Source organism: Clostridium swellfunianum, from assembly GCF_023656515.1.
In the GTDB taxonomy this organism is placed as follows: domain Bacteria; phylum Bacillota; class Clostridia; order Clostridiales; family Clostridiaceae; genus Clostridium_AT; species Clostridium_AT swellfunianum.
The window spans coordinates 549,052-570,727 of record NZ_JAMOFV010000006.1; the positions used below are offsets into that span (position 1 = coordinate 549,052).

General features: G+C 32.0%; 28 protein-coding genes and 1 pseudogene. 24 read left to right on the forward strand and 5 right to left on the reverse strand.

What is annotated here, in order from left to right:
* Positions 1-113 precede the first annotated feature (113 nt).
* Positions 114-482, forward strand: a pseudogene (locus tag NBE98_RS02635) (cytochrome P450); the annotation flags it as partial.
* A 69-nt stretch (positions 483-551) separates the two neighbouring features.
* Here the strand turns inward: NBE98_RS02635 and NBE98_RS02640 are convergent.
* On the reverse strand, positions 552-986 hold the full coding sequence (locus NBE98_RS02640; protein WP_250812314.1) for a hypothetical protein: 435 nt from the start codon (positions 984-986) through the stop codon (positions 552-554).
* 196 nt (positions 987-1,182) lie between these two features.
* Here NBE98_RS02640 and NBE98_RS02645 point away from each other — a divergent pair, with 196 nt between their 5' ends.
* From NBE98_RS02645 to NBE98_RS02670, 6 genes are all read left to right on the forward strand, one after another.
* The gene (locus NBE98_RS02645) at positions 1,183-1,881 is read left to right on the forward strand and encodes a YetF domain-containing protein (protein WP_250812316.1); all 699 of its coding nucleotides are present in this window, start codon (positions 1,183-1,185) and stop codon (positions 1,879-1,881) included.
* Between the two features lie 25 nt (positions 1,882-1,906).
* Positions 1,907-2,650 carry a DUF421 domain-containing protein gene (locus tag NBE98_RS02650; protein ID WP_250812318.1) on the forward strand — a complete coding sequence of 248 codons (744 nt, stop codon included), beginning with the start codon at positions 1,907-1,909 and terminating at the stop codon, positions 2,648-2,650.
* Positions 2,643-2,846 carry a hypothetical protein gene (locus NBE98_RS02655; RefSeq protein ID WP_250812320.1) on the forward strand — a complete coding sequence of 68 codons (204 nt, stop codon included), beginning with the start codon at positions 2,643-2,645 and terminating at the stop codon, positions 2,844-2,846. Before NBE98_RS02650 ends, NBE98_RS02655 begins: the two co-directional genes overlap by 8 nt.
* A 9-nt stretch (positions 2,847-2,855) precedes the next feature.
* Positions 2,856-3,053, forward strand: coding sequence for a DUF2383 domain-containing protein (locus NBE98_RS02660; RefSeq protein WP_250812322.1), 198 nt, complete (start codon positions 2,856-2,858; stop codon positions 3,051-3,053).
* Between the two features lie 147 nt (positions 3,054-3,200).
* Positions 3,201-3,602: a NusG domain II-containing protein gene (locus tag NBE98_RS02665; RefSeq protein ID WP_250812324.1), complete on the forward strand. Its 402-nt coding sequence runs from the start codon at positions 3,201-3,203 to the stop codon at positions 3,600-3,602.
* 332 nt (positions 3,603-3,934) lie between these two features.
* Entirely contained in the window at positions 3,935-4,315 is a 381-nt protein-coding gene (locus NBE98_RS02670) for a hypothetical protein (protein ID WP_250812328.1), read from the forward strand.
* 43 nt (positions 4,316-4,358) lie between these two features.
* Here NBE98_RS02670 and NBE98_RS22510 read toward each other — a convergent pair whose 3' ends face one another.
* Entirely contained in the window at positions 4,359-4,445 is an 87-nt protein-coding gene (locus NBE98_RS22510; RefSeq protein WP_349305976.1) for a hypothetical protein, read from the reverse strand.
* 48 nt (positions 4,446-4,493) lie between these two features.
* On the opposite strand from NBE98_RS22510, the gene NBE98_RS02675 reads away from it, so the two are divergent.
* Entirely contained in the window at positions 4,494-4,706 is a 213-nt protein-coding gene (locus NBE98_RS02675; protein WP_250812331.1) for an SHOCT domain-containing protein, read from the forward strand.
* A gap of 191 nt (positions 4,707-4,897) precedes the next feature.
* On the opposite strand, the gene NBE98_RS02680 is transcribed toward NBE98_RS02675, so the two are convergent.
* The 3 genes from NBE98_RS02680 to NBE98_RS02690 form a co-directional block, all read right to left on the reverse strand.
* Positions 4,898-6,289 (reverse strand): sensor histidine kinase, encoded by a 1,392-nt coding sequence (locus NBE98_RS02680; RefSeq protein ID WP_250812333.1) that lies wholly within the window; start codon positions 6,287-6,289, stop codon positions 4,898-4,900.
* Positions 6,290-6,322: 33 nt separating this feature from the next.
* The gene (locus NBE98_RS02685) at positions 6,323-7,021 is read right to left on the reverse strand and encodes a response regulator transcription factor (protein WP_250817444.1); all 699 of its coding nucleotides are present in this window, start codon (positions 7,019-7,021) and stop codon (positions 6,323-6,325) included.
* Positions 7,022-7,096: 75 nt separating this feature from the next.
* Positions 7,097-7,348 (reverse strand): SHOCT domain-containing protein, encoded by a 252-nt coding sequence (locus NBE98_RS02690; protein WP_250812337.1) that lies wholly within the window; start codon positions 7,346-7,348, stop codon positions 7,097-7,099.
* Between the two features lie 335 nt (positions 7,349-7,683).
* Between NBE98_RS02690 and NBE98_RS02695 the strand changes: the two genes are divergently transcribed.
* The 16 genes from NBE98_RS02695 (at position 7,684) to NBE98_RS02775 (ending at position 21,669) form a co-directional block, all read left to right on the forward strand.
* Positions 7,684-8,124, forward strand: a complete 441-nt coding sequence (locus NBE98_RS02695; protein ID WP_250812338.1) for a MarR family winged helix-turn-helix transcriptional regulator — start codon at positions 7,684-7,686, stop codon at positions 8,122-8,124.
* A 15-nt stretch (positions 8,125-8,139) separates the two neighbouring features.
* Positions 8,140-8,955, forward strand: coding sequence for an arsenite methyltransferase (gene arsM, locus NBE98_RS02700; RefSeq protein WP_250812339.1), 816 nt, complete (start codon positions 8,140-8,142; stop codon positions 8,953-8,955).
* Between the two features lie 12 nt (positions 8,956-8,967).
* Complete coding sequence (locus NBE98_RS02705) at positions 8,968-9,462, forward strand: arsinothricin resistance N-acetyltransferase ArsN1 family A (protein ID WP_250812340.1); 495 nt, start codon at positions 8,968-8,970, stop codon at positions 9,460-9,462.
* 267 nt (positions 9,463-9,729) lie between these two features.
* Positions 9,730-10,059 (forward strand): ArsR/SmtB family transcription factor, encoded by a 330-nt coding sequence (locus NBE98_RS02710; RefSeq protein ID WP_250812341.1) that lies wholly within the window; start codon positions 9,730-9,732, stop codon positions 10,057-10,059.
* A gap of 13 nt (positions 10,060-10,072) precedes the next feature.
* Complete coding sequence (arsD, locus tag NBE98_RS02715) at positions 10,073-10,444, forward strand: arsenite efflux transporter metallochaperone ArsD (protein WP_250812342.1); 372 nt, start codon at positions 10,073-10,075, stop codon at positions 10,442-10,444.
* 65 nt (positions 10,445-10,509) lie between these two features.
* Positions 10,510-12,255 (forward strand): arsenical pump-driving ATPase, encoded by a 1,746-nt coding sequence (gene arsA, locus NBE98_RS02720; RefSeq protein WP_284703592.1) that lies wholly within the window; start codon positions 10,510-10,512, stop codon positions 12,253-12,255.
* 416 nt (positions 12,256-12,671) lie between these two features.
* The gene (locus tag NBE98_RS02730) at positions 12,672-13,103 is read left to right on the forward strand and encodes an arsenate reductase/protein-tyrosine-phosphatase family protein (protein ID WP_250812343.1); all 432 of its coding nucleotides are present in this window, start codon (positions 12,672-12,674) and stop codon (positions 13,101-13,103) included.
* 24 nt (positions 13,104-13,127) lie between these two features.
* Positions 13,128-14,201: an ACR3 family arsenite efflux transporter gene (gene arsB, locus NBE98_RS02735; protein WP_250812344.1), complete on the forward strand. Its 1,074-nt coding sequence runs from the start codon at positions 13,128-13,130 to the stop codon at positions 14,199-14,201.
* Between the two features lie 362 nt (positions 14,202-14,563).
* A complete protein-coding gene (locus NBE98_RS02740) occupies positions 14,564-14,905 on the forward strand; it encodes an ArsR/SmtB family transcription factor (RefSeq protein WP_250812345.1) in 342 nt (113 codons plus the stop codon).
* A gap of 51 nt (positions 14,906-14,956) precedes the next feature.
* A complete protein-coding gene (locus tag NBE98_RS02745; RefSeq protein WP_250812346.1) occupies positions 14,957-15,973 on the forward strand; it encodes a permease in 1,017 nt (338 codons plus the stop codon).
* Between the two features lie 19 nt (positions 15,974-15,992).
* Positions 15,993-16,220, forward strand: coding sequence for a thioredoxin family protein (locus NBE98_RS02750; protein ID WP_250812347.1), 228 nt, complete (start codon positions 15,993-15,995; stop codon positions 16,218-16,220).
* Between the two features lie 306 nt (positions 16,221-16,526).
* Positions 16,527-16,838, forward strand: coding sequence for a hypothetical protein (locus tag NBE98_RS02755; RefSeq protein WP_250812348.1), 312 nt, complete (start codon positions 16,527-16,529; stop codon positions 16,836-16,838).
* 383 nt (positions 16,839-17,221) lie between these two features.
* On the forward strand, positions 17,222-19,192 hold the full coding sequence (locus NBE98_RS02760) for a hypothetical protein (protein WP_250812349.1): 1,971 nt from the start codon (positions 17,222-17,224) through the stop codon (positions 19,190-19,192).
* A gap of 171 nt (positions 19,193-19,363) precedes the next feature.
* Complete coding sequence (locus tag NBE98_RS02765; RefSeq protein WP_250812350.1) at positions 19,364-20,260, forward strand: NUDIX hydrolase; 897 nt, start codon at positions 19,364-19,366, stop codon at positions 20,258-20,260.
* A 57-nt stretch (positions 20,261-20,317) separates the two neighbouring features.
* The gene (locus NBE98_RS02770; RefSeq protein WP_250812351.1) at positions 20,318-21,127 is read left to right on the forward strand and encodes a ribose-phosphate diphosphokinase; all 810 of its coding nucleotides are present in this window, start codon (positions 20,318-20,320) and stop codon (positions 21,125-21,127) included.
* Positions 21,124-21,669, forward strand: a complete 546-nt coding sequence (locus tag NBE98_RS02775) for a cysteine hydrolase family protein (RefSeq protein ID WP_250812352.1) — start codon at positions 21,124-21,126, stop codon at positions 21,667-21,669. Before NBE98_RS02770 ends, NBE98_RS02775 begins: the two co-directional genes overlap by 4 nt.
* Positions 21,670-21,676: the final 7 nt, after the last annotated feature.

Here is a 21,676-nt window from a genome sequence, read left to right on the forward strand (position 1 = left end):
ACAAGACGGTTATTTATACAAAAAGGTGTAGTAAATATCAGTCTGACTTGTTTGAAACTCATTTGATGGGGCAGAAAGTAATTTGCATGACAGGAGAGAAATTAGCAAAGTTATTTTACGACAATGAATGCAATTTTAACAAAGGAATGCTTGTTATTTTAGATTTATATGGAACAAACCATGATTCACAAATATGGGAGAACCCAGATGAATTTATTCCAGAGAGATTTAAAGAATGGAATGGTAACTTATTTGATTTTATCCCACAAGGTGGGGGAAATCCTTCTAATACACACCGTTGTCCAGGTGAAGGTATTAATATTGAAATTATGAAAGCAAGTATGGAGTTTTTGGTTAATAAGATTGACTTTGAAGTTCCGGATCAGGATTTAAGCTATAGTTTTGCAAAAGTGCCTACATTGCCTGAAAGTGGATTTATTATGAGTAATATTAAACGTAAAATGAAAATTGTGATTATATAAGTTAACTAAAACAAAGTCTGAGCATAATAACTCAGATTTTATTATTCTATCTTTTGCAGATTTTAAAAGTTAATCTCTAGCTTCTATGCGGGATCTAGAAATAAAATAGGTTATTATTACACCTAAAAATGAATGAGTAATCAAATCGGATATAATGGATGGACCACCCAATGACCAAGTTGGTATTACAGTACCTGATATTGAGAAAATAACATTCATAATAATCCAAAAAGAAACTCCCACAATTATTCCTGAAGTAAAGTAGTTAAAAATACTTTTATTATACAATATTAAAGATATAATCCAACCTGAAAAAGAAGTTGCTATTATATATATAATCCAACCTAATATGGTCGATGATCCTTCTGCACCTAAAAATAATCTAGAATATGATCCTACTGTATTTACAGGTGAAATACCTGACGTAAACAATAATTGATCGATGATAATTTTTATTACACCTCCACTAAAACCACCTACTAAACCAGAGAGTCCTCTTTTCATAAATAACATCTCCTTTAAAAGTTATTGAAATTATAAGTTTTTTCTGCTATCTCTTGTTAGTATTTTTAATTTGAAAGTTATTATGCCTATACTAATTTTAATTAGATCATAACATTATTACAAAAATGCATACCATGAATAACTGAGGAATTAAAGTGCAAAATATGGATGTATTGTTTTGTTAGGAGGGCTTTAGTTGGATATAAGTGTTTTTTTTGAAGGAAGTAAAGATTTATCAATATTTTTTACGATTTTAAGAACCATAATACTTTATATATCATTAATTATTGCTACTCGTATTATGGGACATAGACAAGTAGGTATTTTGTCAGGACACAACTACTTGGTAGCTGCAGGAATTGTAAGTTTAGCCACAGTTAGAATGGTTAATCCGGAGAGTTCATTAACATCAGGCCTAGTAATAGTATTTGTATATTCTGGGATAAATTTATTGCTATCGTTCATAGATTCCAAGCTACCTAAATTAATAGATAGAGGGTCTATAATACTAATGCAAAATGGGATATTGCTAAAAAATAATATGAAAGATGCACATATAACTATAGATAACTTGCTAGCACAGCTTAGACTAAAAGGTGCTCATAATCTCTCAGAAATACATACTATTATTTTGGAACCTAATGGAAAGATAAGTGTAATTAAGAGAAGTCATGCAGTACCATTAAATAGGAAGCAGATGAACCTTCCAATTAGAAATGCGACTTTACCATCTATCTTAATTTATAATGGGAATGTAGATTACAATTTATTGAAAGAAAAAGGACTAAATACTGAATGGCTTTTAAAAAAGATTTATGAAAGAGGTTTCACAGATGTTGAAGGTATATTTTTAGCTATGCTTGAAGCAGATGGCAGTCTGTACGTATCTGTATAACTTTTATTAAAAGGTAGTGAGGATATTGAGTTTATTAAAAAATATTTTTGGGTCTGCCGATAAAATTGGACCTATAATATTTTCTTTAAGATGTGTTGTGGTAGGAATTCTTTTATTTGCTCAAGGGAAAATACTGCCTAGAAGAGCAGGCGGGCAGTTTGCAGGATATGATTTCACTTTCTTTTGGATGATGGGAGGGCTTACAGCTGCACCTCTTTTCGAATCTAAAATAAGTGTAATTAATACTGTAATAGTTATTGTAGTAATGTATTTAATGCATTATTTTATATCAATTATAGCAGTTAAGAATAGAAGGTTTGCAGAAATTGTTTTTGGAAAAGCAGTTAATTTAGTTGAAGGAGGTAAAATACTTACACATAATATGGAAAAGAACCTTATACCGCTCGAAGTGCTACTGTCGGAAATAAGAACTGTAGATGCTTCTAATATTAATGAAATAGAAACAGCAGTTTTAGAAACAAGCGGACATATAAGTGTTCTAAAGAAATCTGATTATCAACCGGTTACTCCGATAGACTTAGATATGTCCACTGTGGGGTCAGGGATTCCTATTACTCTCATAAATGAAGGAAAAGTAATAAGTGAAAGTTTGAAGAGCCTAGGTTATGATATAAATTGGCTGGAAAACAAACTATATGAAAAAGGTGTAAGTAATATTAAAGATATATATTTTGCTATGATAGAAACTAGTGGCGATTTATATTATTCGGTTTATACTAAAGGCAAGAGAGGGAAAGGTAATGAATGAGGAACAAGACAAAATAAATAACGCTTTAAGTAATTTGATAAATGAGGAAAAAAAGGTTTCAGAGAAGTATGCTAGTTTGGCAAATCAAATTACTGAACCAAAACTTCAAAGTATAATGAAGAACATGGAACAATTATCACGAAAACACTACGCAACAATTTCAGAAATGTACAGTAATCAGAATAACTCTAATTAGAGGTGCAGCATGAATAATAACATAAATTTATTAAATGAAGTTTTACAGCAAGAAATGGATTTGCAGGCACTTTATAATAAAAATATGATGGAAATAACAAGCCCTGAGATAAGACAATTATTTACACAATTAAGAGATGAAAAGATGGGAAATATATCTCAGCTTCAGAAGGAGATTGAGAATTTAAATAAGAATCTTAATAAATAAAATATCTTATTTGGAAAATTAATAAATTATTTAAAGAAAGTTATAATTTTATTGTTTAAATTTCTAAGATTAACATCATATTTTCTTCATGTCTTACTGATATAATAATGCATGTATAAGTGCATAAAGATAGTTGAAGGAGTTACCATGAAAATTTTTAAATTAAAAATTTTTGATAAAGTAGTTATTGTAGTTCTCCTAATAATAAGTATTTTACCTACAGGACTTATAATGCTTGCAAAGTCTAATAAGGAGAATAGTACTATAGTTATTAAGGTAGAAAACAAAGTAGAAAAAAGAGTATCATTAAACAAAATAAACGAAAGCAAAACTTATGAATTTGGGTTTAATGATAATGTTGGATATATTGAAGTTAAAGATGGGAAAGTCAGAATGCTTGAAATGGATAAAGAAATATGTCCTAATGCCATTTGCTCAGATGCAGGATGGATAAATAAAGGATATCAAAGTATTGTGTGTCTACCTAATAATATTGTTGTTACAATTGAAAGCAGTGAAAATGAATTTATAGATGTACAAGCATCATAAAGACCTGGCAAGTTTTGTCAGGTTTTTACTATTCTTAAACGGTGACTACGAGTAGTTGTAATACCTTATAGCAAAGCTATAGTAGCAAGTTCAACTGAACCTATAGAGATTGATTGTCTAACAATTCCACTAGATTCATAAGGTAAGTGAATATCATTCTTTTGTCCAAATCCAAGCAGTTGAGAAAGGTAAATAACTTTTCCTTCTAAATTTTATTACCATCTACCATTTATAAAATATTTAAACATAAAATAACCTCCATAATTCCTCCATAATTTATATATATAATGTAAACATAGAAACAAATTAAATAAAAAGAGGAGAGATTATAGATGAAGAAAAAGGTTTTAGTTATCGTGACAACAGCGATATTAACTATAGGAGCAGTTACTGCTGTATATGCAAAGGAAAACAACAATCCCAATAATCTTGGATTTGGCAGAGGGACGATGTATCAAGATAATATAAATAATGATACTTATAAGCAAATGACAAATTTGATGAGAAAAAATGATTTTGAAGATGCTGCAAAAGCTATGGAAAATAGAGATTTCAATTCTATGAATAACTTTATGAATAACATTACTGATGATCAGTATAATCAAATGATAGACATAATGAAAAACAATGGTTATGAAGGCATGGCTAAAATGATGGGATCAGTAAGTAGACAAGAAATGGTTAATATACACAACTCTATGATGGGAAGATAAACTCCTTGAAAGAAGAACTAGCGTAACTTTGTCTGGTTCTTCTTTAACTTTTATGCGTTTGTAAAAAGGCATCTACAACGAGAGCATCATAAGAATCTGCAACTGAAATTATTATAGCCTCTAAAGGTATTCCATGTCCTTTTAATCCTGAGGAGTAGCTATCTCCATCAAAGCGTTCATGATGGCTTGGGGAGGTTTATTTTGGTTTCTACTGTTAACAATAATAGTTATAATTTCTATAGCAGTATATAAAATAACTACAAGTGGTAGAAACAATCAAAACAGAACTATTAATGATAATTCTATAGAAATATTAAAACAAAGATTTGCAAGAGGGGAAATTGATGAAAATCAGTACAAAAGAATGAGAGATACAATAGAAAGTAAATAAAATAATAAAGAGAAGTTTGGTTTGGGATAAACCAAGCTTCTCTTTATTATGAAGATAAATCTTAAATCAAACTGAGGTCTATATGATATTGTTAAGTTATATAGCTTATTAACCCTATATACATATAGTATCACCAAATTATAAAGAGAATATAAAGAATAAAAATTTTTAAAGAACAATTTTAGTGCAGATTATTTAATAGGTAACTCTACAATAAAAGTAGTACCTTGATTAATTTTGCTATGAGCGTATATCTTGCCACCATGAACTTCCACAAAAGCTTTCGTAATAGTTAGTCCTATACCTGAGCCTCCTGTATTTTTGTTGCGGGACAAATCACTTCTATAAAAGCGTTCAAATATATATGGAAGGTCTTTTTCAGGAATTCCAATACCATTATCAATTACTTTGATTACTACATTTTGATTCGCTTTTTTTAATGTTAAATGAACTTTGCCATTAGGCTTTAAGTATTTATGAGCATTTGAAAGTAAATTATTCATTATTTGTATGAACTTATCGTTATCTACTATTGCCATTATTTCTGGAGTTATGCTGCAGGTTAATTCATAGTTTTCTTTAATATAAAGAGGCTTAAAAGTATCTATTATTTTTTCTAACTGCTCGGATAAATTAACCTTACTTTTATTTAAGTTAAGATTACTCTGTTCAAGCTTTGCTAAATTTCGAAGATTATCTACCATTTTTGTTAGTCTTTCTATTTCTTCATAAAAGGCTTCAAACCTTTCAATAGTCGGTTCCCAAATGCCATCGATAAAAGCTTCTACATGAGTCTTAAGAGTGGTTAATGGAGTTCTAAGTTCATGAGCCATATCTGAGGTTAACCTCTTTCTAAGCATTTCTTGATTCTTTAAGGTTTCAGCTAAATAGTTTATAGACTTTGATAGTTCGTCTATTTCTTTAGTGTTTGCATCTACATTAGCCCTTACGTCTAAGTCTCCAGTTCTCATCTTGTTTGCAGTATCAGTAATTTTAACAAGAGGCTTTGAAAGCTGTTTGGAAATGATTACACTGATTATAAGACCAAAAATTAATGCTACAATAGCGGATAGTATAAAAGAATGATTTAATGTGTTTATAAACGTGACCGAGGCAGAAGATAAATAAGAGGTTCCAAAATATCCAATAGTTATAGTTCCTATTTTTTGATTATTTACCAGCAAGGGATGTGTTTCTTCAGTATATTTACCTATATTCATCTCGGAAGAATTATGCATCATACCTCTCATCATATTTTCCATCATGGGGTTATGCTGTAGGTGAGAATTTCCAGAAGTATAAAGCGTATTGTTATATAAATCCTTAATTTCAATATACATCTCTTGAATAAGTGCATATCGTTGTATTTCGTCAGTACTTGCCGTAGAAAGGTTTTTATTATTGCTATATATATCATCAATAATTTTTACTATATTACTTACCTTTGATTTATGTTCATCAACTAAATAATTTTTAAACTTTTTTTCTATAGTATAATTGGATATAAAGCTTGCCAAAATGATTGAACCTAAAACTGCTATAAGAAAGCCTAAAGATAATTTCTTCATTAAAGATGCTTTCATTATTTCCTCCTTTATTAGATGCTTTTGCAAAAGCTAGCTTGAAATAAATTTATATCCCATTCCGTAGATAGTTGTTATATATGTTGCTTCCTTAGGATTATCTTCTATCTTATGACGAATATTTTTGATATAAGTATCCACAGTTCTATCAAAGCCTTCATAGTCCATACCAAAAGCTTTTTCTACAAGTTGGTCTCTTGAAAATACTTGACCGGGATTTGTTAGGAGTATTGTTAAAACTTTAAATTCATTTGTTGTTAAGCTTACAGCTTTGCCTTGTTTTTTAACAATCATTTTCTTTATATCGACTTCTAAATCACCATTATTAAAGATTAAAATATCTGCCATAGGGGAAGCATCTCTGTAGGATCTTCTAAGTAGAGCCCTAACTCTCACTACAAGTTCACGTGCACTAAAAGGCTTAGTTAAATAATCGTCAGCACCCATAGAAATTCCTTCTATTCTTTCATTCTCATCTGCTTTTGCAGTAAGCATAATGATAGGTACAGAAGATGTGGCTCTTATTTTAGTGCATACTTCTTCTCCAGTTATCTTTGGAAGCATTAAATCTAAAACTATAAGGTGAATATCTTCTTCATTAAATATACTTAAGGCTGCCTCGCCATCCATGGCTGTAATTACTTCATAACTTTCTTTTTCAAGATAAGCTTTAACTACATCTACTATGTTTTTTTCATCATCTACAACTAATATTTTAAATTGATTAGTCATCATATCACCTCAATCTAAGATTGCTATCATTATATTATAGGTTATACTTATTAAAAAAACTAGGGAGCTAGCTCTCTAGTTTTTTTGTGAAAGGATTGTTTTTCTTCTCATATATTCTTCTTCGCTAATTTCACCTTTAGCAAACCTTTCGTTAAGTATTCTCATATTATCTTCAGACTTATTAGTGTAGCTCTTAAATAATTTGACAGCTAGAACTGCCAAACCTATGAATACTAATAGTCTAAATCCCATAGTCAAGAACATCCAGGTATAACTTAGGGGACCAGCAGAACTAAAGCCGTACCCTCCAATACCACCACACAACATGTTTCAATCCTCCTTTTCAACAGTTGAATTAATTGCTTTCTATGTGTTTAATTATATAAACAAATTGTGGAGGAATTATGAAGTAGTTAATGTTACATGAACTTTAATAAACTTTACTTTTCTTCATACAGTCTTTATATCTATACTATAGAATTTAATCATAAAAGAGGTGTGATATAAATGACAAGACATTCCTTCCTATCCGGTTATTTACTAAAATATATCCGTGTAAAAGGAAAATATCAATTGTTTGATTAAAGATTGTTGATTTTTGTTCATGATATATAGTTGCAATATACAACTGTTTAATGTTACAATTAACATGAGGTGATAATATGACTATAAATGAAAGTCATTTCTTAAGAGAATTGATTAGGATTCTTGTTAGAAATCTTGGAATACTTGAAAAAGGTGAAGCTACATGTTGCGGGGTTACAGTATCTCAATGCCATGCCATTGTCGAGATAGGAAGAGCAGAACAAATATCCTTAAATGATCTTGCTGAGTTATTAGCATTAGATAAAAGTACTATGAGTAGGACAATAAATAACCTAGTAGACTCTGGATTGGCTATTAGAGAATTACATGCTGAAGATAGGAGATTTGTATCCATTAAATTAACTAATGAAGGGATTAAAGTATTTGAAAATATAGAAAGTAGTATGGAGTATTATTACAACAGTATTTTTTCATCAATCCCTGAAGATAAAAGAGAACAGGTGCTGGAAAGTCTGCAGCTCATTATAGATGCTGCTAAAAATAATAAGTGTTGTTAATGGAGGAGTGTTATTATGGATAAAAGTATTAAAGGAAAAGTTAAATCCTATTATGGAGGAATTGCAAAGAATGTAAGCAGTAACTCCAAGGCTTCATGTGGCTGTGGCGCTGCATGCTGTGGGGACATCAGCGATAGCTCAAGTATTTACACGAAAGAATATTTAGAGGGATTACCAGAGGAGGCAGTAAATGCTTCTCTAGGTTGTGCTAATCCTATAGCTTTAGCAGCATTTAAGAAAGGTGAGACAGTTTTAGATTTAGGCAGTGGTGGAGGAATAGATGCCTTTATATCTTCAAAATATGTAGGAGAAGAAGGAAAAGTCTATGGCCTTGATATGACAGACGAAATGCTTGAACTAGCAAATAAAAATAAGAAGAAAATGGGAGTTAACAACGTAGAATTCATAAAAGGCTATATTGAGGATATTCCACTGGACAATGAAACAATAGATGTCATTACTTCAAACTGTGTTATAAATCTTTGTGAAGATAAAGAAGCTGCCTTAAGGGAAGCATACAGGGTTTTAAAACCAGGTGGAAGGCTTGCTATAGCAGATATAGTGCAGTTAAAGGAAGTCACAGAAGATATCAGGCATAGCGTTGAAATGTGGGTAGGATGTATTGCAGGTGCTTTGGATATAGATTTATATAAAGAAATACTTCATAAGGTTGGTTTTAAGGAAGTAGAAATTACACCAGTAAATTTATACACTAAGGATATCATAGATGATATTGCAAAGCAAAAGAACTTAGGTGATGTATATAGTCAAATAGATGCTGATCTATTAGATGGAGCTTTTGCAGGTGCACACGTAAAAGCTTATAAATAACGAGGTACAGTTATGGAATATAAAATAAGAAATGCAAATGTTAAAGACATCACCTGTATTACTAATATTTATAACCAAGGTATAGAAGACAGGATTGCTACACTTGAAACAAGATTAAGAGAAGATGATGAGATGAGTATATGGCTTTCTAGTAGAGATAAAAGACATAAGGTCATTGTGATTGAAGATATAAATGGAAATGTTAAGGGATGGGCTTCACTAAATGTGTTTAACTCAAGATGCTGTTATAGTGGTGTTGGAGACTTGTCTATATATATTGAACGTGATTTGAGAGGTAAAGGATTAGGGAAGCTTCTGCTAAGTTCTTTATTAGAAGTGGCGAGAGAAAATGATTTTCATAAGCTTACTTTAAGTACCTTTGACTACAATGAAAGAAGCAAAAGATTATATAAATCTTTAGGATTTAGAGAGGTAGGAACCTATATAAATCAGGGAATATTAGATGGTAAATTTGTAAATATAACTATCATGGAAAAATTACTTTAGAAATTGGAGGATATAGAGAAATCTATATCCTCTTTGCTTTAGATGCGTAATATGAGTGAAGATGTTATAACAACTAGGGAGTGTATGAGTATATTAACGTATATATAGAAAATAATATATGTAATGATAAAATAATTATTAAGTTATTAGAGGGAATGTTGACAGTACATAGATGATGTTCTATATTATATATAGATATATATCTATATAAGATAAGCGGAGCTTCATAATCTTTATGAGGTTAGTAAGATATATAGGGGTGATTGGATGGAATTAAGCTATGAAGAAAACTCTAAAGTTATTAAAGCATTATCTGATCCAAACAGGTTGAAAATAATTGACATTTTATCTTGTGGAGAAAGATGCGCCTGTGATATACAGGAATATTTTGATTTTACACAGCCAACTCTTTCACATCATATGAAGGTGTTAATGGACTGCGGTTTAGTCAACTGCAGAAAAGAAGGCTTATGGAGCTATTATTGGCTTAACAGCTCAAACTGTAATAAACTAATAATTTTTCTTATGAATCTTGTAACAGATACAGAAGAATGTATCTGTAAAGATAAATCAAACTGTAATTGTAAGAAAGAATAAGGAGATGGATTATATGAAAAAGATGGTTATTTTTGATCCAGCAATGTGCTGCTCAACTGGAGTATGCGGCCCATCAGTTGATAAGGACCTGTTAAGGGTTGCTACATTATTAAACAACTTAAAGAATAAAGGGATTGTAGTTGAAAGACATAACCTTACTAACAATCCACAAATATTCGTTGATACTAAGGTTATTAACACTATGCTTCTTAAAGAAGGTATAGAAGTACTTCCAGTTACCATGGTTGATGGTGAAATTATTAAGACTAAAGCTTATCCAACAAATGAAGAATTCCTACAGCTATTGGATTTGCCAGAGGATTTTTTAAAGCTTACTATAAAAAGGCCAGCTAAGGCTTGCGACTGTGGGGATGGATGCTGCTAAAATAGAAAAGAGGTTTAAAGATTAAAATCTTTAAAGGCAGTATAAGGAAGACAGGAGGGATATTAATGATTAAGAGCTTTAAAGTATCAGATATAAAGCTGACTAAATATTTATTCTTCACAGGAAAAGGTGGAGTTGGAAAGACTTCAACAGCTTGTGCAGTGGCGGTAAATTTAGCTGATGAAGGTAAGAAAATAATGCTTATAAGCACTGACCCAGCCTCAAATCTTCAGGATGTCTTTGGCACTGAGCTAAACAATAAAGGTGTAGCTATAAATGAAGTCCCCAATCTAGTGGTTGCAAATTTTGATCCTGAGCAGGCAGCTGCAGAATACAGGGAAAGTGTTGTAGGACCTTTCCGAGGGAAGCTTCCTGATGTTGTTATTAAGAACATGGAGGAACAACTTTCTGGTTCCTGTACAGTTGAGATAGCTGCTTTTAATGAGTTTTCAAGTTTTATTACTGACGAAAAAGCTGCAAAGGAATATGACCATATTATATTTGATACAGCGCCAACAGGTCATACCCTTAGAATGCTTCAACTGCCATCAGCCTGGAGCGATTTTATAAGTGAAAGCACTCACGGAGCATCATGCCTGGGACAGCTTGCAGGACTTGAGGATAAAAAAGAGGTCTACAAAAATGCAGTAGATACTCTGGCAGATGGAGAAAAAACTACACTTATACTTGTGTCAAGGCCTGAAGTCTCACCGCTAAAAGAAGCTGAAAGAGCGTCTAATGAGCTTCAGGATATAGGGTTAAATAATCAGATTTTAGTTATCAATGGCGTTTTGGAAGGACATGATGATGAACTTTCCAATGCTATTTTTCATAAACAACAAAAAGCATTGTCGGAAATCCCTGTGGGGATAAAAAGTATTGAAACCTTTAAAATACCACTAAGGCCATATAATATAACTGGACTTGAAAATGTAAGGGCATTTTTAAAAGATAACAGCATAAAACTTAACAGTGAGACCCTAAAAACAAATCATATGCCTAAGCTAAAGGATGTAATAGGTTACTTATATAACAATAATAAAAAAGTAATATTTACAATGGGCAAAGGTGGAGTAGGCAAAACAACTATAGCAGCTGCAATTGCATTAGGACTTGCTAAGAAGGGAAAGAAGGTACACTTAACGACTACTGACCCTGCAGCGCACTTGAAATTTGTACTTGATGAAAGCTATGGTATTACTTTAAGCAATATTGATGAGAAAAAAGAACTTGAAAAGTATAAAGAAGAAGTATTAAGCAAAGCTAGAGAAACCATGAGCGAGGATGATTTGGCCTATGTTGAAGAAGACTTAAGATCTCCTTGTACTCAGGAAATTGCAGTGTTCAGAGCCTTTGCTGAAATAGTAGAGAGGTCAGAAAATGAGGTTGTAGTTATAGATACTGCACCAACAGGGCACACTTTGCTTCTTTTAGATTCTACTCAAAGTTACAACAAGGAGATTCAGCGTTCACAAGGGGATGTTCCAGACTCCGTTAAGAAGCTTTTACCAAAGCTTAGAAAGGTGGAAGAAACAGAAGTTATTATTGTAACTCTAGCTGAAACTACTCCAGTTTATGAAGCTATGAGATTGCAAGAAGACTTGAAAAGAGCAGGCATTCACAGTAAGTGGTGGGTTATAAATTCAAGTTTCTACGCAGCTAAAACTACTAATACTATCCTAAGAGCAAAGGCAAACAATGAAGTTCAGTGGATAAATAAAGTGAATGAAATATCAGGAGGAAACTTTGCAGTTATAGAATGGATTGCAGAGGAAGTTAAAGGTGAACGGCTTAATGAATTAATAAAATAGAAATTTAATAGCTTAAAGCTCATTGGCATAAACCTATGAGCTTTTTCATAGAGAATAATTAATGAGCATAGATCAACTTAATCATAATGGAGGTTAAATTATGGAATTAGTTCAGATACTCAAGGATCTAGGAGATGAAAATAGGATAAGAATTCTAAATATATTACAAGATTAGTGAGGATACCATTAAAGAGTTCCCTTTCTTAAAAGAGATTATTGAGGAACATGCAATGAAGTTAAAACAGTGCAGTATTGATTATGAAAGATTAAAAAAATACAGAGACAGCAATCTAAGCAGCGATGACTTAAAGGAAGGTAAAGTTTGTTTTGAGTTTTAGCTATTATACTTTACAGTATCAGCTTAATCATTAATGATTATTATGTACAAATGATCAATATTAGGAGGAGATTATATTATGAAACCCAAAGTAGCATTTATATGTGTTCATAATTCCTGCAGATCGCAGATGGCAGAAGCCTTAGGAAAGATGTTTGCTTCAGATGTATTTGAATCTTACTCTGCAGGAACGGAGTTAAGACCTCAAATAAATCAAGATGCAGTAAGAATTGTAAAGGACTTATACAATGTGGATATGAATGAAACACAAAAATCTAAACTTCTTAACGATATTCCGGAAGTAGATATAGTAGTTAAGATGGGCTGCAACGTAGTTTGTCCATTTCTGCCTTCAAAACATGAAGAAGATTGGGGGTTGGATGACCCGTCTGGAAAGAGTGACGAAGAATTTATATGGACTGCAAAAACTATTGAGGAAAAAGTAAAAGACTTAGCTAAAAGAATTCAAAATAATGAGATTGACTTAACTGTAGAAAGAGATATCATATAGTTTTGAAAAATGGAGGGGTTATAAATGAAAGAAGAGAATAAAAAACATGACGGTATAGGATTTTTCGAGAAATACCTTACAGTATGGGTGCTTCTATGCATGGCAGCTGGAATTCTAATAGGAAAATTTTTACCTGGAATTCCTAATTTCCTCGAAAAAATAAAGTATGCCAACCAGAATATTCCTATTGCAGTCCTTATTTGGATTATGATTTACCCAATGATGATGAAGATCGATTTTCAATCTATCAAGAATGTAGGAAAGCGTCCATTGGGTATAGTTATATCCAGCGGAACCAGCTGGGCCATTAAACCATTCCTTATGTTTGGTCTGGCATCATTATTCTTTTATGTAGTTTTTAAAGCTTTTATCCCAACTGAATTGGCGCAAAGCTATGTTACAGGAGCGGTTCTATTAGGCGCAGCTCCTTGTACTGCAATGGTTTTTGTATGGAGCAACCTTACAAAGGGTGATCCTGCGCATACACTAGTACAGGTTTCCATCAATGATTTGCTTATAATTATTCTATTTGTGCCAATAGTTTCATTCCTTCTTGGTATTAATAATATATATATTCCATGGGATACCCTTGTATTCTCCATAGTACTGTTTGTTGTAGTTCCATTAGTTGCTGGTTTTCTTACACGTAATTACATGATAAAGAATAAAGGTTTGGATTACTTCAACGAAAAATTCGTTACTAAGTTTGATAATATTACAACTACTGGATTGCTTTTAACGCTAGTAATAATATTTACTTTCCAGGGAGATGTTATTTTAGATAATCCATTCTATGTTCTTTTAATTGCAGTACCACTAATTCTTCAAAATGTTATCACTGCTTTCTTTGCTTATTTTGTATGCAGATGGACAAAACAACCTCATAATATAGCTGCACCGGCAGCTCTAATTGGTGCCTCTGACTTTTTCGAATTATCAGTAGCAGTAGCTATAACAATTTTCGGTCCACTCTCACCAGTAGTGCTTGTTTGCACAGTTGGAGTACTTACTGAGGTGCCTGTCATGCTGATGCTTGTTAGTTTTGTTAATAAGACAAAGCATTGGTTCCCAGCAGAGAAAGTAGTGAAAAATAGTTAATAAAAGAAAAATTTAAGGATCAGCATTTTGCTGGTCTTTTCACTTTTAATTTAAAGGAGAGAATATTACAATCAAAGAAAGAGCTTTGCGCCAGGGTCTATGTTACAGGGGTTACCTGATCAGGATTAACCTTAGGGGTGGCTCTGAATGAGCAAAAAAAGGATGAGCGTATATATGAGACCAATGGCATAAAAATAATTATAGACAAGAAAATCAATAAGAATCTAAACTGCCCTATTATCTTCTTATAAATGTAAATATGTAGTTGACAGATATGAATTAGAGGTATAATATGAACATATACTCACATGCGTATATAGGGTTATTAAAAATATTACTACTGAAGAGGAGGATAAATAACATTGGATAAACTAACAGATTTCTTTAAAATGCTTTCAGACGAAACGAGGGTAAGAATTCTAGTGCTTTTATATCATAAAAAATTATGTGTCTGTCAGATGTGCGGAATAATGGAAGAGACTCAACCTAAGATTTCAAAGCATCTGGCAAAGCTTAGGGACATGGGTTTTGTAAAAGACGAGAGAAAAGAACAATTTATATACTACTATCTAAACTTTAGCAATAAGCTGTTTGAAGATGTACTAAAAAACATTTTAGACAATATAGATGACTACGATACAATAAAAAATGATATTAAACGATTAGGTGGTGCCGATGGGTATCTTTCTACTTGCAAGAGATAGTTTTTTTTAGCTAATGTAATATGATTATTAAATTTGGGATGGGTGAACAAAATGAGCATAATCGGTAATTTTTTTGGTTTTCTTAATGATCAATTATTAAAGATGACATGGCTTTCAGAACTGATAAGATTTCTTACGGAAAAGGTATTTGGGTTATCTATAAATGACAGGCTCGGAGGCAGCATACATTTCTTTATTTACGATACTATAAAGATTTTTATTTTGTTATCAATATTGATATTTGGGATTTCCTATATCCAAAGCTATTTTCCTCCTGAAAGAACAAAAAAAATACTTGGAAATATAAAAGGTATTAAAGGTAATATACTTGGAGCGTTACTAGGAACTATTACTCCATTTTGCAGTTGCTCAAGTATTCCAATATTCATAGGATTTACGTCAGCAGGACTGCCGCTTGGAACAACCTTTTCATTCTTAATTTCTTCACCGCTTGTAGATATAGCATCATTATTAATTTTAGCATCCTTCTTTGGTACTAAAATTGCTATAGCTTATGTAGTTGTAGGCTTAATACTTGCAGTTATAGGTGGAACTGTTATTGATAAGCTTGGACTTGAGAATCAGGTGCAAGGATATGTTCGTGAGATAGAAAACGTTGACGCTGAACATGTGGATATGACTCGCGAAGAGAGAATTTCTTTTTCTAAAGAACAGGTTAGAGATATTATAAAAAGAGTTTGGCTGTATGTATTAATAGGTGTAGGTATTGGAGCGGCAATTCACAACTGGATACCTCAATATATTGTAGAAAATGTAGTTGGAAGTAATAATCGATTTGCAGTACTCTTAGCAACAGCAGTAGGAATACCAATGTATGCCGACATCTTTGGAACGCTACCAATTGCAGAGGCTCTATTCAGCAAAGGGGTAGGCATTGGTACAGTATTATCCTTCATGATGGCTGTAACTGCTCTTTCACTTCCATCAATAATCATGCTCAGCAAGGTTGTTAAGCCAAAACTATTAACCATATTTGTTTCTATTGTAGCTGTAGGAATAATTATAATCGGTTATCTATTTAATGCTTTTTCATATATATTTATTTAATTAAAGGGAGGGTTAATTAATGGTTATCAAAATATTAGGAACTGGATGCGCCAAGTGCCATCAATTAGAGGAAAACGCAAGAAAGGCCGCTGCTGAATTAGGCATTAATGCAACAGTTGAAAAAGTAGAAGACATTAAAGAAATTATGAAGTACGGTGTAATGAGAACTCCAGCAATAGTGGTGGATGAGAAGGTAAAATCTTTTGGAAGAGTTCTAACGCCAGATGAAATTAAAAAGTATTTATAAGAGATTAAAAGGTCCTAGAAATAGGGCCTTTTAACATAAAATAAATGTTCTAGTAAAAGCAATAGACTTGCAAAGGAGTTGTTTTTGCATTTATAATAACCGGCAAGGCTACTGGAGTATCTGTAATAGAAGGAATGTCAACAAATTAAATCAGTAATTCTCAAAAAATGATTGGGTACATAATGTATAAACTACTGATTAGTCAAGGGTATAAGAGGTAGAGCAATTAAATTTTGTAGAAAAATGAAGGTATTTTTGTATTTATGTAGAACATATTTAAAATATTATTTTTTTGGAGGGATGAAGTTGAATATAAAAGAAAGTAAGACGTTCAATAATATAAGGATTAGAATTTCTATATTAATAGTGCTCTATAGTTTTCTTATGCTTGCTTTACCTAGAACTACTGGATATTTAACTATTATAGGAGTTATTGTATTTGGAGTTTACTTATTTGCAAAAAATCAAAAATTTAAAGAAAAGTCGAAGTTGGCAAAAACATTAACTACTATAGGATTAAGTTTTGTGATTATATTTGCACTAGGATTGACAACGCTTAGTCCTGAATCATTAGAACAAACCAGATCAGCAGCAGAAAAAACTCAGATTCAGAAGTAATTGGAAATACATGTCCTGCAAGCCTCTATATTTAAGGTATTGCAGGATTTTTTTGCTACTAAGGCATGATTATCAAATAAAGTTAACTTGTTATATTTTTAAAAATTTAACAAGTTAACTTTTCGTCCTGCTAGAGAAAAGCGCCACACTCCACTTAATACTTCAACACCATTCTTAAACCTAGACTAATTCTAAAGAGACAGGTTGCTATGTTTTGCACTTCTAATCAAATTCTAATCTTTCAGTAATTGCTCCTTATGTAACCTTCATAAGATTGATTGTAGCCCTGTTTTTTATTATTAGCGCTTATTCAACATAAGTAGTCAAGATGATACATATTATGCTAAGGTATTAATGAATTTTACATGAGTGGAGGAGACAAAATGAAAAAACAAAAGACATTGGGAATTATTACCGCTGTGGTATTTTTACTTACAGCACTGTCTATGAATATTAGTAGTGGAGGCAAAGTTAAAGCAGAAACCTCTAATATTCCACAATACCTGGAATATAAAAAAACGTATAACCGTTTTGTTTATCAATGGAAAAACAAAACCTTTCTTGCTGTGGAGGATGACAGCAGGCCCAATACAAGCCAAGGACAGTATCCTAATAACCTTAAATTTGTTGTAATTGAAAATGGCATTGAAAAACTTATCACCATTGATAGCAAATTAATGCCTAGTTCTTCTAGCGCTTCTAGCATTATTGGGGTGTATAACGAGGAGCTATACTATGTGTGTTTTGATTTCAGTAATAATACTAGGAGAGAGTATATTAGTAAGTTAAATTTCAATACAAATGATATTAGCAAAGTTATGGATGTTCCACAATCTAAAACTCTTAATTCCAGCAATTTTGCACATTCATATGTTAAGAAAGTAATTATGGACAAGACAGGGAGGTTCTCATTTATAAGAGAATATGCATCAATAGGTCTTGATCAGGAAAGTTACTTAGTATTTATAAATGCTGATAAAGAATATGTACTAAAAACAAGATATGTATCTGAAATACCTGAATTTATGAATCAAGTATGGGTTTCAGATTGTCTATTTGATAATGAAGGAAATGTATGGATAGAAGCTTTTAAGGAATACGATAAGAAAGAGGGCACTGTAGAGGCAATTAAAGCTCTAGAGGGTGCTTATAAGTCCGGACAGCTTAAGAACGAAAAGTTCTTATATAGGCTTGATTCTAATAATCAAGTTACAAAATATAATGTTGACAGCCTAACAGATATGTTTGGAGTGTTCAGCTATGCATTCTTTGATAAGGATAATAATTTTTGGGCTATGACGTCTGATTATGTAGACAATGTATCGAAGACAGATATACTAAAACTCAAATTTAATAATGGTGCAGTCACAGTTCTTGAAAAGCTGCCTTTAGTGGACATAACCCAGATGACTAGGGATGCTAACGGAAATCTATGGGCCATATCTAATGGTACAATTATGAAATATGAAAATGGACAAATGATTGCAAAATATCAGGCCTATAAGGAATTTCATAATGAGCGTATAAATGTTTACGATGATAATAATCTGCTAGTGTATGGCGATGAAGGATATACTTTAATTTCTAAATCTAGTAAACCTGCATCAGATGAGAAGCCTGTGGAGGAAAGTCCTAAAGAAGTTAAAGAGAATCCAAAATATGAAGTAGTAATAAGCGAGGACAAATCAAATGCAGCAGTTAAAATCGATTCCAATCAACTGCAAAAGGACGGAAAAAATCTTATAAACATTGCAGCTAATAATGCTGTGACTTCCTTCAGTGTAAGTATGGAGGCAGCGGCAATAAACGGCGGCAGCGGGAATTTAAGTATTGATGCTAACCTGCTTAAGATAGAAATGCCTTTTAGCATTGTTGATTATGAAAACTTAGGACAAGGTTCAACTGTAAACTTTAAATACACAGTAAAAAAGAATGATCCTTCCTTGAACAGTTTGAAAAGCATTGGAAAGTTATTTGATTTTTCGCTGTCTACAAATAATAGCGACCAAAGCCTGATAAAAGATATACATAAGTTCAACAGTGGAAAAGTTAAGGTAACAGTTAAGCTAACCCAAGAAGAGCTTAAATCATTGAGCAGTGACAATCTTTCAGCCTATTACTTCAACGAAAGTGAAGGAATCTGGGAGAAAATTGGTGGAAGCCTCGATAAGAGCAACCTGACTTTTACCTTTGAAACAGATCACTTTAGTAAATTTACACTAGGGCATACCGATGGAATGCTGCCACAAACAGGTTCATCCTTTGATGGTTTCACACTTGCGGTTATAGCTTTAGCTTGTATAGCTGTTGGTTTGAAATTAATAAAGAGAGAAGACCTTTCAATAAGAAATTAATTTCTTTTGCAGAATAAAGGATAGTTATCGAGATCTTTAGATCAGATACTATCCTTTTAATTTTAGACAAAATTTTCCTTTAGATGTATTGACAAATAAAACCATAAAGTATATTATGATATTAACAAGGTGTTATTAACAAAATGATAAAAAGAAATCGAGGTTATAACTATGGGAAACATAAATACTAAAAACAAACAAGGATTAACTGAAGAAGAATTTTTAGAGAAATATGATGCCGATGTATTCAAGAAGCCATCCTTTACAGTAGATATGCTCATTTTTACTGTTACAGATGAGGAAAAAGAAAATTACAGGAGGCTTCCTGAAAAGTCATTAAAAATCCTTTTAGTGAAGCGAGGAAATCATCCTTATATAGGAAAATGGGCGCTTCCAGGTGGATTTATCTCAGTTGATGAAAGTCTAGATGAAGCCGCAGCACGAGTACTAAAGACTGAAACAAATATTGATGATATTTATATGGAACAGCTGTATACCTGGGGGGAAGTAGGCAGGGACCTAAGAACCAGAGTTATAAGTTCATCCTATATGGCATTAGTTGATAGTAATAATTTAAATGTTAAAGTAGGAAGTGATGAGGAGGATGCAAGATGGTTTAATGTAAAGTATAACTTGCTGGAGGAAAAGAAAGTAGCAGTTGAAAAAGGATATATATACGAGAGAATAGTTGAGATAAAACTTTGGAATGGTAGTGAGGAATTATTCTCTAGGATTAAAATCACTGAAAATATAAATGGAACTGTAACCCGAGAGCTTATTGAAACCATAGGAATGGCCTTTGACCATGGCAAATTCATTGAATATGGCATCGATAGACTTAGAAAAAAAATTGAGTATACAAGTTTAGCTTTTAATCTTATGTCGGAGTTATTTACTTTGACTGAGCTTCAGCAGGTTTATGAGGTTATTCAAGGCAAGGAACTTTTAGCTGCGGCCTTTAGAAGAAAGATTGCAAACATGGTTGTTGAAACAGAGGAATTTACAAAAGATGCAGGTCATAGACCTTCTAAACTTTTTAAATATAATTCAGGTTGGAAAAGAGATTAGTCATGGCTTAAAAGATATAAGGATTATAACGAAAAATTAATTAGTGAGGGGATTATAATGATTTATCTTAATGGAGAAAAAGTTGAAATTAAGAAATTTCCAAACGGTGAAGCATTAATCAATGCTGAGAAATTAAACTTAGTAGCGGGAATAAATGAAATTAAATTAAAATTTGAAAGTGACCAGGATATAACCCATTTAATATTTTTAAAAAGTCATTTAGATGAGAAAAAAATAAAATGTAATTTAATTCTACCATACTTGCCTTATAGTCGAATGGATAGAACCGAAGGTACAATGGTGTTTACTTTGAAATATCTTTGTAGATTAATAAATGACTTAAGCTTTGAAAGCGTAACTATATTTGAACCTCATTCTGAAGTTTCTAGCGCATTATTAGATAGAGTTAATGTAGTTAACATGACTAAAATATTGGCAGAAGACCTTTTGAGAAAATTAGATAATGGAAAGGATGAGGTTTATTTAGTTTATCCAGATGCAGGGGCAGAAAAGAGATATAGAAAATTAATAAATTATGAAAAAGTTTTAACTGCAAGCAAAGAAAGAGACTTTAAAACAGGCTATATCAAAAACTTAGAGATTAAAAGCAGTGCAGAAGTAAAAGACTTTAAAGCTATTATAGTGGATGATTTATGCTCAAAGGGCGGCACCTTTATGCTTACAGCTTCTAAGCTGAAAGAAATTGGAGCTAACGAAATATATTTAGTGGTTACTCATTGCGAGAATACTATTTTTGAAGGCGAACTATTAAAAAGTGATTTAATTAAGGAAATTTATACTACAGATAGTATTTTAGATAAAAATCATGAAAAGATTAAGCTTTATAATGGGGGTATTGTATTATGAAAAAGTTATTAGTTGTTATTGACTACCAAAAGGATTTTGTGGATGGAGCTCTTGGTTTTGAAAAAGCGGTAACTTTAGAACAAGGCATATATAATAAGGTTAATAAATATCTTGAAAATGGTGATAAGGTACTTTTCACCTATGATACTCACTTTGAGCAATATCCTCAAACTAGAGAGGGCAAAAACCTTCCAGTAATCCATTGTGTTAAAGACACTGAAGGGCATAAGCTCTATGGAAAGCTAAAGGATTTTTCAAGGGCAGAAAATACTTTTCATAATGAAAAGAAGGGCTTTGGAATTTCACCAGAGGACATGATTAAAATATCAAAAGAAATAGGAGAAGATGTTAAGGAAATTGAACTAGTTGGAGTTGTTACAAATATATGTGTAATCAGTAATGTGGTACTCTTCCAATCACAATATAGAGAAGCAGATATTATTGTGGATGCAAGCCTATGTGCAAGCTTTGATGACTCGTTACATCATAAGGCATTAGATGTAATTGAAGGACTGCAGGGTAAAGTTATAAATAGACAATAAAAGTTAT